The sequence below is a fragment of the Parasphaerochaeta coccoides DSM 17374 genome (genome assembly GCF_000208385.1).
GTDB lineage: Bacteria > Spirochaetota > Spirochaetia > Sphaerochaetales > Sphaerochaetaceae > Parasphaerochaeta > Parasphaerochaeta coccoides.
Genome location: NC_015436.1, coordinates 1,948,377 through 1,962,083, shown reverse-complemented (window position 1 = coordinate 1,962,083; position 13,707 = coordinate 1,948,377). Strand labels below are relative to the sequence as shown.

Sequence of the window (13,707 nt, the reverse complement as noted above, 5' to 3'; positions counted from 1 at the left end):
GAGGAGAGGGAATGACACGATATGACCTGATAGTAGTAGGAGCTGGCCCCGGTGGATACATAGCTGCTGAACGGGCCGGAGCCTTGGGAAAAAAAGTCCTGCTCATTGAAAAGGACCATATGGGAGGCGTCTGTACCAACAAAGGGTGCATCCCGACCAAAAGCCTGCTGAATTCCGCCAAGCATTACCTGCATGCCAAGGAGTCTGCCCGTTTCGGAGTCCATGCCGAAGGCGTGAGCTTTGACATAAGAGAGGCGCACGCATGGAAGACGGAAACCATCGAGACCTTGAGAAGTGGCATCTCTTTCCTGATGAAAAACAACAAGGTCGATGTGGTCGCCGGTACTGCGCAGTTCATTGACCCCCATCATGTGAAGGTGGGAGAGACAGAGTATGAAGGCGACTACCTCATCCTTGCCATGGGTTCGTCTCCCGTTGTGCCTCCCATTGCAGGCGCAACCCTTCCCCATGTGCTGACCAGTGATGGCATTTTGGAAATGAAGACGCTTCCCAAGAAGCTGGTGATTGTCGGTGGTGGTGTGATCGGCATTGAGTTCGCCTCATTCTATTCCATGGTAGGCGTGGATGTGACGGTCATCGAGATGATGCCCGAAATCCTCCCTATGATGGATGCCGAGTTCGCCACCTTGATGCGTCGTGAAATGAAGGGCGTTTCCTTCAATCTCGGCTGCAAGGTCATTGGCATCACGGAAAAAGACGTGCGCTTCACCACTGCCAAAGGCGATGAAAAGAGCGTGGAGGCTGACACTGTCCTCCTGAGCATCGGACGACGGGCAAACATTGCTGGGATAGAACCCCTCCATCTGGAAACCGACCGACAAGGCATTGTCGTGGACGAAAGGATGAAGACGAACATCCCGACCATATATGCCATAGGGGATGTGAACGGCCGCTCCCAGCTTGCCCATAGTGCTTCACGGATGGCTGAAGTCGCCGTATCGAACATCTTCGGGACGACACACCAGAGGATGCGCTATCAGGCTGTTCCCTGGGCGGTGTATGGCAATCCGGAGGCCGCCGGATGCGGACTGACCGAACAGGCCGCCGCAGCGGAAGGACGCAAGATACTGACCGCCACCACCCAGATGAGAGCCAACGGACGCTTCCTTGCCGAACAAGGTAAGCGGGCGGGAGGCTTGGTGAAAGTCATTGCCGATGCGCAGACCCATGCAATCCTGGGAGTTCATATGCTGGGAACCTACAGCAGTGAAATCATCTGGGGAGCCAGCGCACTGATAGAGGCCGAGCTGAGGATTAAGGATGTCAAGGAACTCATATTCCCCCATCCCAGCGTAGCCGAATTGATTCGGGATACCGTGTTCGCCATTGACCACACGCTGTAAAAGCAAGGAAAAACGTGGGAAGCAACGTGGAAGAAGTGTGGTAGTAAAGACGTAGACCCTTCGCCCAGTGAAAGCGGACGGAAGAAAGTCACGCATCGCAAGCAGGATATTGGATGTGTTCCAAAGGAGAAATACGTAATGAGCAAGCAGATTGCATTCGATCCCGTTTCCGTTCGCCAGAAGGAGATGGTAAAGCTGCCGGAGATACCTGTAAACCAGTATGAGCCGGACATCAAGAAAGAAATCAAGACATGGGGCAAGGAGCGTCTGACGCGCGTCCTCCGCGACATGATGATCATTCGTGAGTTCGAGACCATGCTTGATGTCATCAAGAAGGAAGGCGTCTACCAAGGGGTCTCTCACAACCACAAGGGGCCAGCTCACCTGTCCGCCGGACAAGAATCTGCCGCTGTCGGCCAGGCTCTTGCCCTGACGCCGGATGACTTCATCTTCGGCTCCCACCGCAGCCATGGTGAAATCCTTGCCAAGTGTCTCTCCGCCGTCCAGCAGATTGATGATGCCGGACTGACACAAATCATGGAAGACTTCATGGGCGGAGCCACCTACAAGGTGGTCAAGGAGCATTTTGCCGGAACCACCGTCAAGGAGACTGCGGAAAACTTCGTACTCTATGGGGCTCTTGCCGAGATATACGCCAAGGGAACCGGTTTTTCCGCAGGGCTGGGAGGGTCAATGCATACCTTCTTTGCCCCTTTCGGCAGCATGCCGAACAACGCCATTGTAGGAGGATCGGGAACCATTGCCTTCGGCGCCGCCTTGTTCAAGAAGATAAACCGCAGGAAGGGCATAGTCATAGCCAACCTCGGTGACGGCTCCATGGCACGCGGCCCTGTCTGGGAAGCCATGGTCATGTCCGCCATGGATCAGTACAACACCCTCTGGAAGGAACTGCCCGGCGCTCCTCCTTACATGATTAACATTTTTGATAATTTCTATGCGATGGGAGGCCAGCCTATTGGCGAGACATCCGGTTTTGGCCTTCCTGCAAGAATCGGGGCGGGAGTGAATCCCGATGCCATGCACACCGAGCGCGTGGACGGTTTCAATCCACTTGCAGTTGCCGATGCGACTGCCCGCCAGAAGAAGCTGCTCCTTGCAGGCAAAGGTCCCGCCATGTTGGACACCATCACTTATCGCTACAGCGGTCACAGCCCATCGGACGCCATGACCTACCGAACCAAGGAAGAACTGGACGCCTTCCGCGCCCAAGACCCGATAACCGGCTATGCTGATTACCTTGTGGCGAACAAGCTGCTCACGAAAAAAGATGTCGAGAAACTCGACGCTGAGATCAAAGCCAAGATGCGCCGCAACATTGAAGTTGTCGTCAATCCCGTGCTTTCTCCCATGGTGGATGCACAGTTCGTTGAGTCGGTGATGTTCTCCAACGAAGTGAAGGAAGCTCTTGCGGATGGGACTCCGGAACTGTCCGAGCCATTGGCGGATAACGCACGGGTCAAGCAGATTGCTCAACGTCACCGTTATGCCTTTGATGAAAACGGGAAACCGTATCCCGCTGCCCGCCAGTACCAGTACCGCGATGCTATCTTTGAAGCGGTCGCCCACGCCTTTGCTACCGACCCTACGCTGGTAGCCTATGGTGAGGACAACCGTGACTGGGGTGGGGCTTTTGCCTGCTACCGTGGCTTGACCGAACTGCTTCCGTACCATCGTTTCTTCAACTCTCCCATCTCCGAAGCCGCCATTGTCGGAAGCGGAGTCGGCTACGCCATGAGCGGAGGCCGTGCCATTGTCGAGCTGATGTATTGCGACTTCCTCGGTTGCGCAGGTGATGAAGTGTTCAACCAGATGCCCAAATGGCAGGCTATGAGCGCAGGCGTGCTCAAGATGCCGCTGGTACTCCGCGTTTCCGTCGGAAACAAGTACGGAGCGCAGCATTCGCAGGAACTGACTACCATGGTAGGGGCTGTCCCCGGCCTTAAAGCTGTCTATCCAGCCACGCCGTATGACGCGAAGGGCTTGATGAACTGGGCTTTGCGCCGTACCGATCCTGTGGTGTACTTTGAAAGCCAGAAGCTTTACGGTTTCGGTGAACAGTTCGAAAAGGACGGGGTACCAGAGGGGTTCTATGAATTGCCGGAAGGGGAGCCAGGTTTCCTCCGTGAAGGTGGTGACATCACCTTGATTGGTCTTGGCCCCTCGGTGTATACCGCCATTGATGCCGCCGACCGCCTCAAGCAGGAATTTAACCTTGAAGCGGACGTGATTAATCTGCGCTGGATTAACCCACTCAACTACGAGAAGATCATTGCCAGCGCACGGAAGACTGGGCGGGTGGTGCTGGTCACTGATGCCTCCGAGAGGGGTAGTTATCTGCACACTGTATCCGACAATATCAACAGGCTTGCTTTCGCTCATCTCGATGCGCCTGCGATTGTCGTCGGAGCCCGCAACTGGATTACACCTCCGGCGGAAATGGAGGATTACTACTTTGCCCATGCCGTCAATGTGCTGGACGCCATCCATGAACAGATACTTCCTCTGCCTGGATATGTACCCGTACATTCCTATGCGGATGGTGATTTCCTGCGGACATCCCGCGCGGGGGTCTAGAAAACATGAACGGGAAAAACATGGCGGAGGAAAGCATGAATAGGGGATGTATGGACAGAGAAAAGCTGGAACAGGACATCAATTCACCGGATTATGCCATCCGCCGTCGTGCCGCCCGCGCCATAGGGGCTTTGATTCGTTCGGGTGAGATGAAGCGTACTGTCCTGAAGGAAGTGAACAACCATGTGCATACCACATGGTCGTTCAGTCCCTATGAACCATCGGCTGCCGCGTACCATGCATGGAAAGCCGGGCTGGGAATAGTGGGCAGCATTGATCATGACAGCATAGGAGCCGCCGGGGAAATGCTTGATTCCGCCCAGGACATAGGCATGGCCAGTACGGTTGGCTTTGAGATGCGGGTCAGCTTCCTTGATACACCTCTCGCTGACCGGAAGATTAACAACCCTGACTCGCAGGGCATAGTCTACATGTGCGTCCACGGCGTACCTCGCCAGAGAATAGGGGAAGTCTCCGACTTCCTGGCTCCGGTGAATGTCATCCGTAACAAGCGCAACAGGGCGCAGGTCGAGGTTCTCCAGTCCCTGGTGGGCGCATACGGCTTTGATCTTGACTTTGACCGTGATGTCGTGCCGTTGTCCCACAGCACGCAGGGAGGCAGCATCACGGAACGCCACATCCTCCTTGCCATGGCCATCCAGACAGTGGGCATGAAGGGTAAGGGGACAGGGACGGTTGACTTTCTCTGTACTTCCCTTGGCATCAACGTGCCGTCCAGGATACAGGGGTATCTTCTTGACGATGCCAACCCGCATTATCTCTATGACCTCATTGGCGTCTACAAGAGCAGCTTCCTGCCCCGGTTCTTCATCCAACCCGGACGTGACGAATGCCTTGATGTACGCCAGGTGGTTGATTTCGGACGCCGGATTGGTGCCATTCCCGCATATGCCTACCTTGGTGATGTCGGGAGCAGTGCTACCGGGGACAAGAAAGCGGAGAAGTTTGAAGACGACTATCTCGACGAGCTTTTCGACCTTCTGGTGGACATTGGATACCCTGCCGTCACCTACATGCCTCCCCGCAACACCAATGCCCAGATGATGCGCATACAGAGGCTTGCCAGGGAAAGAGGCTTGATGGAGATTAGCGGGGTGGACATCAACAGCTCCCGTCAGTCATTCAACTGCCCGGAACTCCTTGCTCCCCAATGCCACCATCTGGTTGATTCGGCATGGGCATTGGTCGCCCATGAGAAACTGGCCGGTTTCAATGAGGACTGGGGGCTTTTCTCAACATCGTCCCCGCTGGCTGACAGAAGCCTTGAAGAAAGGATAGGCGTGTATGCTGCCCTTGGGCGTGCCATGGATCCCTTTGAGGTGGAGAGCATCATCAAGGAAGCGGAGAAGATTTTCCAATAGTGAAAATGATGGGAAGGAAAGGACATCAGGGCAAGGATACCAAGATAAAAACAGGATGTGCGCCATGGCGCAAGGAGACCGCATGAGTAATTTTGAAGCAGAAGGATGTTTTGTCTCTCCGGCCCTGATAAGGGGACTGACCTTTGACGGGGAAAAGGGGCTGTTCGTTCATTCCTTGGAAAACCAGGAAAAGCAAAGAACCCAGGAAAAGCAGGGAAAGCATGAAGGCAAGACTGACCTGGTATTGCCTCCTGTCACGCAGGATGACGCGGAAGCTACGGTGAAAGCATGGAAGACTGCCTATGATGCCTATGTTTCCACATCAGGGACATATCCCAAGATTGTGGAGGTTTCTGGCACAGGGTTTTATTCCCTTGGTTCAGGATATGATGAAGCGGCGGACGCATCTTCTCCGGTGAGCAGTCGTGTCGGACACCTTTCGTCCGTACAGCGGGCAGATGTGGTCAGAGGCAAGATAGGCCTGGTCACAGGCGGAGCGCAAGGCTTTGGCGAGGGCATGGTTCGCGGCCTGGTGGAGCTTGGAGCTTTCGTCTACATAGCCGACCTGAACCTTGCCGGAGCGCAGGCACTATCTGATTCCCTCAACGCCGCCGCAGGCAGGACGGTGAGCGCAGCTCTGCCCGTGAATGTCAGCGACGAGGATTCCGTTGAAGCCATGATGCACGAAGTCCTTGCCCGTACGGGCGGACTGGATGTCTTCATCAGCAATGCCGGCGTCCTGCGGGCGGGAAGCGTGAAGACAATGGCCTTCCGTGATTTCACGTTTGTCACGAATATTGACTACGCTGGTTTCTTCCTGTGTTCCAAGCACGCTTCCCGCGTTCTTGCATGGCAGAACCTGCCATCATGCGCCTATTATACCGATATCATCGCCATAAGCAGCAAGTCAGGGCTGGAAGGCTCAAACAAGAACGGTGCTTACGCCGGAGCAAAGTTCGGGACGATTGGATTGGTACAGAGTTTTGCTCTTGAACTGGCGGCTGATAATATCAAGGTCAACGCAGTCTGTCCTGGGAACTTCCTTGACGGACCGCTATGGAGTGATCCTGAAAAAGGTCTGTTCGTGCAGTATCTGAGGACAGGGAAAGTTCCCGGAGCCAAGACGGTGGACGATGTACGCCGGTCGTATGAGACGAAAGTTCCTCTTGGCCGGGGATGCAGGACGGATGATGTGATGAAGGCGATTGCCTACATCGTCGAACAGAAATATGAAACGGGGCAGGCTGTGCCAGTCACCGGCGGGCAAGTAATGCTCAATTAGGAATGCCCAATAAGGAGAAATGCATATGAAGACACGTGCTGTGCGGCTCCATGGAGTCAATGACTTGAGGATTGAGGAGTTCGAGCTGCCTCCTATCAAAGATAATGAAATCTTGGCGAAGGTCGTGACCAACAGCATCTGCATGTCCGACCATAAGGCGGCGGAACAAGGAGCCGCGCACAAGCGCGTACCTGATGACGTTGCCAAGAACCCGATTATCCTGGGACATGAGTTCTGCGGGGAAATCGTCGAAGTGGGCAAGCTCTGGCAGGACAAGTTCAGCGCTGGCGACCGTTTCTCAATTCAGCCCGCCCTTAACTACAAAGGCTCTCTGGACGCTCCCGGATATTCCTATCGCTGGATTGGGGGGAACTCCCAGTACATAGTCATCCCTTCCGAGGTGATGGAGATGGACTGCCTGCTGCCGTATCGTGGCGACGCCTTCTATCTCGGTTCGCTTTCAGAGCCGGTATCCTGCATCATAGGAACCTACAAGGCAATGTACCATACGACAGGCGGCAGCTATGTCCATGATATGGGGATTGTCGAAGGCGGCAACCTTGCTATTCTGGCAGGCGTGGGTCCCATGGGTCTCGGTGCCATTGATTACGCCATCCATAATGATGTCCGCCGTCCCGGCCTGGTTGTTGTGACCGACATTGACGATGCCCGCCTGAAAAGAGCGGAGTCCCTCTATACCGTACAGGATGCCAAGAAGCACGGAGTGAAGCTGGTCTATCTCAACACCAAGGATGTGCCCGATGCCACGGCCGCCCTGATGGATGTGACTGATGGCATAGGCTATGATGATGTGCTGGTCATGGCTCCGGTGCGTGCCCTGGTAGAGCAGGCTGATGCCATCCTTGCCAAGGACGGTTGCCTGAATTTCTTCGCAGGACCGAACAAGACTGATTTCAGCGCGGCACTCAACTTCTACAATGTCCACTATGCTGCCCATCACCTTGTGGGAACCAGCGGCGGCAATACCGAGGACATGAGGGATTCCTTGGCTTTGATGGAGCAGGGAAAGATTAACCCAGTATCAATGATTACCCACATCGGCGGTATGGATGCCGTCCCACAGGCTGTCATTGACCTGCCGAACATTCCGGGAGGCAAGAAGCTCATCTACGTGGACATCAAACTCCCTCTGGTCGCCATTGATGAGTTCGGCGCACGTGCCGGGACGGATCCCCTTTTCAAGAAATTGCACGAGCTGGTCACGAAGAACAATGGCCTGTGGTCCCCTGAAGCGGAGAAATACCTTCTGGCCAACAGTCCCCGCTACTGACCTTGTGTGCTTGTCCGCGGCATCTCCGGCAGGGGACGTCGCGGTTTTTCTTTTTCCTTGAACCAATTCACTGTACACTGGACGGAGAGGACAGCGGGAGACGCCGGATGAAAAGAGAGGTATGCCATGAAAGGTAGGAAGCTGTATGTTGCCGTGGATCTGGGAGCATCCAACGGACGTGTCATCGTAGGAAACTTGGCTGAGTTCGAGGTGATGAACCGGTTTGAGACTGCCAATGATACCATGCTTGGAGAGTTCCATTGGAATATCATGGCAATATTCTCCGAAGTCAAGAAGGGATTGAAAGAGGCTTTCACACGCTATGGTGAGCGCATCATATCAATCGGCATAGATACATGGGGTGTGGATTACGGCCTTCTCGACTCGCATGATTCACTGATTGGCCTTCCGTATCATTACCGGGACAGCAGAACCGACGGCATGAGCGCGGAAATCTGTGCTTCCTTCCCCGGAGGACGTGACGCCTTGTTCAGCCGTACAGGACTTGCCTTCCAGCCGTTCAATACTCTCTATCAACTTGCCGCCATGAAGAAATACCGGCCTGATGTCATGAAAGCGGCACGTTGCTATCTGTCCATCCCCGACCTTCTGGCCTTCTGGCTGACCGGCATCAAGAGTAATGAAAGAAGTCATGCTTCGACCACGCAACTCTATGACCCCCGCGCACGTGACTGGGCATGGGATGTCATTGACCATGTTGGCCTTGAGCGTTCCCTATTCTGTCCCCTGACCGACAGCGGAACCGTCCTTGGTCCTCTTACCGAAGCACTGCGCCATGAGCTGGGAGCTTCCCCATCCACAGTGGTGATAGCTACGGCCTGCCATGATACGGCAAGCGCGGTCGCTGCCGTACCTGCGGAAAAAGGGGAGACGTATGCGTACATTTCCAGCGGGACATGGTCGTTGCTTGGCATTGAACGTGCTGAACCCTTGATCAATCCCCACGTCATGGCTGACGGTTTCACCAATGAGGTGGCCGCCGACGGCAATATCCGACTCTTGAAAAACATCATGGGCATGTGGATTCAGCAAGAATGCGTCAGGTACTGGCGTTCCCAGGGACAGGACATCTCATGGAAGGAACTTGATGAGCAGACGGAAGCGGCCGTGGCCGGTTATTCAGGAGCCATAGATCCCGACGATTCCCGTTTCCTTAAACCCAACACCCATGATTCCCTCATGGTGGATCGCATTGCCTCATGGTGTCGTGAAAACGACCAGCCCGTGCCTTCCGGCAAGGGGGAGTACATGGTGGCAATCTATCGCGGTCTGGCGGATGTCTACGCAAAGTCCATCACCAGCCTTGAGAAAATGGCGGGGGTGAAATTCTCCAGTCTCTATATCATAGGGGGAGGGAGCAAAAACCTCATTTTGGACAACTGGACGGCTGAAACTACGGGCATCACTGTCCATGCCGGTCCTGTCGAAGCCACCGCCCTTGGAAACATCTTGGTTCAGATGAAGGCCGTCGGGGAGATTTCCTCATGGGATGAGGGACGCATGTTGCTGAGGGAAACCCAGGACATGAAGACGTATGGCAAGCTGTAAGACCCCGGTGTCTATGACCTAAGTTTCGGGAAGACAGGGAGATGACTTCTTTCTTCTATGTTTTTGTAAACGTTTACATTTTTTTATTGACAAATGCCCAAGCTGCTGGGATACTTCTTTCAAAGGGAGGCGGTCATGGGTGAGATTGTTCTTTCCATGAAGAAAATTGACAAACGCTTTTCTGGCGTCCACGCCTTGAAAGGAGTGGATTTTGAGCTTCGCGCGGGCGAAATTCACGCCCTGGTTGGAGAGAACGGCGCCGGAAAATCCACCTTGATGAAAGCCTTGACCGGAATATTTCCCAAAGACTCTGGGGAGATATGGTACATGGGGCATCTTTTCAATCCCGCCAGTCCCCGTCAGGCTCTGGACGCAGGCATTGCCATTGTCCATCAGGAGCTTAACATGATGGAGGATCTGACCGTTGCCCAGAATATCTTCATAGGCAGGGAATCCATGAGAAATTCTTGGTTCCTTGATGAGAAAGCCCAGAACGAGCGTGCGGAAAAGCTCCTCAGCCAGCTTAATATGGACATTGATCCGGCAGCCCGTCTTGCCGACCTGACCGTCGGCAAGCAGCAGATGGTGGAGATAGCCAAGGCCGTGTCGTACAATCTCCGCATCCTTATCCTTGACGAACCGACCGCGTCCCTCACTGAAAAAGAGATTGAAGACTTGTTCGCCATCATGCGCTCCCTTTCCGACAGAGGCGTAGGCATGATTTATATTAGTCATCGTCTTGATGAGATAGGCATGATTTCCCATAGGGTCACCGTCCTGCGCGACGGCGAATGCATCGGCACGCGGGACACCGCCGCGCTGACAAAGAAAGAAATGATTGACATGATGGTAGGCCGGGTCATCTACGAGGAACCCAAGACGCACAGCACGGTTGCCCATGACGCTCCGGTGGTGCTGGATGTCAGTGGACTGAAGGCTGGCCGCATGGTGGATGACGTGAGTTTCACTTTGAGGAAAGGCGAGATACTGGGCTTCTCCGGTCTTATGGGAGCAGGCCGCACAGAGACAATGCGTGCCCTCTACGGCGCAGACCCCGCCGAAGGGGTCATTAAGATAAATGGCCGGAAAGTACATATCTCCAGTCCGATTGATGCCGTAAGAGTTGGAATAGGCTATCTTTCTGAAGACAGGAAGCGGTACGGACTGGCCTTGGGGCTTTCCGTCTCCCACAACACGCTGATGGCTTCCTATGAAATGCTCAACCCTCGTTTCCTGCTGGACATGAAGCGTCTGGAAGGCATGACCGGTGAATATGTACAGCGGCTTCAGGTCAAGACTCCGACGTTGGATCAGTTGGCCAAGAATCTGTCCGGAGGCAACCAACAGAAGGTCGTCATTGCGAAATGGCTGTTGAAGAACAGTTCCATCCTTATCTTCGACGAGCCGACCCGCGGCATTGATGTCGGAGCAAAAAGCGAGATATACGCCTTGATGAATGAATTGGCCGGACAGGGCAAGGCAATCATCATGGTTAGTTCCGAACTGCCGGAAATCCTGCGTATGAGCGACCGTGTAGCGGTGATGTGTGAAGGCCGCATCACCGGTATCTTGGATATCGCCGAGGCAACGCAGGAAAAGATCATGGAGCTTGCTACAAGAGGCTGGGGAACCTGAGAAGACTGCCGCCCTCCGGCAATGCCGGGAGGCGAGGACGACGGGCATGTCCCGCGCCGCATGGGGAGGAAAGAAGGAATATGAATACCGTTGGAAAGAAAAGCCTGACCAAGGCAAGGGGTATTGACAGACAGAAGTTGCTGGCTCCGCTTGCCTTGGTAATCATCTATGTATTCTTTGCTTTCGTTGGCCGGAACTTCCTGACCTATACCACATTGCTCAATATCCTCGATTCTTCATATTATATCGGCTTCATAGCCATCGGCGTCACCTACGTCATCATCACCGGAGGCATTGACCTGTCATGCGGCACGGTGCTGATGTGCGCTGCCATCACCGGCGGCACGGCGTTCAAGACATGGGGGTGGCCGATGTGGGCATCCCTGTTGCTGATCATCTTTGTCGGCTTGATTTTCGGAATCCTCAATGGACTCTTGATTTCCCGTCTGAACCTGCCGCCGTTCATAGCCACTTTGGGAACCCAGATGATTTCCTTGGGAGTCGGTTCCATTGTTTCCAACGTCCGTAGCGCGACGTTCCCGCCCCGTGGCGCGGCAGACAGTTGGTTCAAGGATTTGTTCAAGTACATGTCCCCGGACAACGTGTCGTTCCCCACCGGAGCTTTGGTTCTGTTCTTCGTGGCGTTTCTCGCCTATGTCGTCCTGACCAAGACAAAGATGGGACGGTATATCTTTGCCATCGGCTCTAACAAAGAAGCCGCCCGTCTGAGCGGCATTGACGTGAAGAAATGGGAAATGATGGCCTATGTGGTCAGCGGACTCATGGCAGGTATTGGCGGCATAGCCTTTGCCGCCGTGTATACCACGGTCATGCCTGCCCAAGGTTCAGGATTCGAGCTGTACGCCATAGCCGGTACGGTCATAGGCGGTACGTCCATGTCAGGCGGTTCAGGAACCATACTGGGTACGATGATTGGCGTGTTCATCATGAGCATACTCCGTGTCGGTCTTCCGTCCATGGATCTTCAGGCGCATTACCAGACACTGTTCACCGGCATTGTCGTTGTCGGCGCGGTTCTCTTGGATATTTACCGCAACAAGAAAGCGTCTGAAATCAAGATACTGACTCCCGCGGGCCGGTACAGGGAGGAGATGAAAGGGAAGATTGCCTTGTTGAAGGAAAGTCTTTCCGGGGAAACGGGCGATGCCGGGCGAATCCAAGAGGAAATTGTCCATCTCAAGGCGGAAATGAAGAAAACATATGCACAGCTTGTGAAGGAAGAAAAAGAGGCGAAACTCCGTCAGGCGGAGGAGGAAAAGGAGTTTCTGAAGACAGTGAAAGAAAGTTCTTGAACGCAGGTACAATGAAAAAGGAACCGGAAGCGGTATGCGTCCGGGATAATTAAGGAGGGTTTTATGAAGAAAGTGCTTACTGTACTTTTGATTTTCGTCATGGCGATGTCATTGCCGTTGTTTGCCCAAGGGTCAAAGGACAGCGCCAGCAAGAAACCGTACATCGCCGTTGTATCCAAGGGCGAACAGCATGATTTCTGGCAGCAGGTAAAGAAGGGTTCCGCGGCTGCGGCGACTGATTTCGGCGTTGACATCACTTTTGAAGGGCCTCCTTCGGAAAGTGACGTACAGCGTCAGGTCGAGATGCTCAACAGTGCATTGGCAAAGAATCCTAATGCTATTGCCCTTGCCGCGCTGAACACTGGCAGTGTCCTTGACCAGCTCAATGAAGCCATGAGCAAGAAGATTCCTGTGATTGGTTTTGACTCAGGCGTGCCTGAAGCTCCCGCTGGTTCCATCTGGGCGAATGCCTCGACGAACAACTACAATGCCGCAGGTCTCGGCGCGGAGAAGTTGTTTGAAGTCATCAAGCCACTCATTGAGAAGGCTACGGTCGCCGCTCCTGTCCGTATCGTCGTCCTGAACCAGGATGCATCCGGCGAATCCCTGCTGAGCAGAGGACGCGGCTTCCGTGATGCCATGGTCAATCTGATCGATGGGCAGACTTCCCTCACCAAGGCTGACATAGCGGTCGTCGGCAACCCTGCCTACATTGCTACCGACAGCCCCACAGGTGGACGCAAGGTCTTCATTGAAATGATGGTTCCCGCTTCTGCTGCCCTGACTGACGCGGCGAATACGGCTCAGGCTGCCCTGAACAGGATAAAGAGCGACAATATCGTCGGTATTTTCTGCTCCAACGAAGCAACGGTGAAGGGTCTGCTTACCGCCACCAATGACGGTATCGCTCTCGCCAACACCTACAAGGGACTGGTAGTCGTCGGGTTTGACGCTGGCGCAGCCCAGAAGAACGCTGTCCGTGAGGGATACTTCCTTGGTTCCATCACGCAGGATCCGTATTCCATTGGATACAAGGCCGTCGAGCTTGCTTACAAGGCATTCAAGGGCGAGCCAGTCGCTGATGTGGATACCGGCGCCAAGTTCTACAACGCCGCGAACATGGACAATGATGACATCAAGGGTCTGATCTACGACTGATCCTGGTTTCTCTCTATTCTTTTCTCTCTAGTCTTTTTGCCGGCCTGCGGGCCGGCTTTCTTATGTCCTGGCACCATGGTGGATATCAAAAGAAGAAAGGACTGATTCACGTACTGAA

9 protein-coding genes are annotated in these 13,707 nt (G+C 54.2%); all 9 read left to right on the top strand.

Features of this window, described 5'->3' with window-relative positions:
- The first annotated feature begins 11 nt into the window (after nucleotides 1–11).
- Complete coding sequence (gene lpdA, locus SPICO_RS08425) at nucleotides 12–1,364, top strand: dihydrolipoyl dehydrogenase (protein WP_013740243.1); 1,353 nt, start codon at nucleotides 12–14, stop codon at nucleotides 1,362–1,364.
- 138 nt (nucleotides 1,365–1,502) lie between these two features.
- Complete coding sequence (locus SPICO_RS08420) at nucleotides 1,503–3,959, top strand: alpha-ketoacid dehydrogenase subunit alpha/beta (RefSeq protein WP_013740242.1); 2,457 nt, start codon at nucleotides 1,503–1,505, stop codon at nucleotides 3,957–3,959.
- Between the two features lie 35 nt (nucleotides 3,960–3,994).
- On the top strand, nucleotides 3,995–5,341 hold the full coding sequence (locus SPICO_RS08415; protein WP_013740241.1) for a PHP domain-containing protein: 1,347 nt from the start codon (nucleotides 3,995–3,997) through the stop codon (nucleotides 5,339–5,341).
- An 82-nt stretch (nucleotides 5,342–5,423) separates the two neighbouring features.
- The gene (locus SPICO_RS08410; RefSeq protein WP_013740240.1) at nucleotides 5,424–6,623 is read left to right on the top strand and encodes an SDR family oxidoreductase; all 1,200 of its coding nucleotides are present in this window, start codon (nucleotides 5,424–5,426) and stop codon (nucleotides 6,621–6,623) included.
- 25 nt (nucleotides 6,624–6,648) lie between these two features.
- Nucleotides 6,649–7,914, top strand: a complete 1,266-nt coding sequence (locus tag SPICO_RS08405; protein ID WP_013740239.1) for a zinc-binding dehydrogenase — start codon at nucleotides 6,649–6,651, stop codon at nucleotides 7,912–7,914.
- Between the two features lie 126 nt (nucleotides 7,915–8,040).
- Nucleotides 8,041–9,483, top strand: coding sequence for a rhamnulokinase (locus SPICO_RS08400; RefSeq protein ID WP_013740238.1), 1,443 nt, complete (start codon nucleotides 8,041–8,043; stop codon nucleotides 9,481–9,483).
- A gap of 135 nt (nucleotides 9,484–9,618) precedes the next feature.
- Entirely contained in the window at nucleotides 9,619–11,118 is a 1,500-nt protein-coding gene (locus SPICO_RS08395) for a sugar ABC transporter ATP-binding protein (RefSeq protein ID WP_013740237.1), read from the top strand.
- A gap of 80 nt (nucleotides 11,119–11,198) precedes the next feature.
- On the top strand, nucleotides 11,199–12,431 hold the full coding sequence (locus SPICO_RS08390; RefSeq protein WP_013740236.1) for an ABC transporter permease: 1,233 nt from the start codon (nucleotides 11,199–11,201) through the stop codon (nucleotides 12,429–12,431).
- Nucleotides 12,432–12,494: 63 nt separating this feature from the next.
- Complete coding sequence (locus SPICO_RS08385) at nucleotides 12,495–13,589, top strand: ABC transporter substrate-binding protein (RefSeq protein WP_013740235.1); 1,095 nt, start codon at nucleotides 12,495–12,497, stop codon at nucleotides 13,587–13,589.
- Nucleotides 13,590–13,707: the final 118 nt, after the last annotated feature.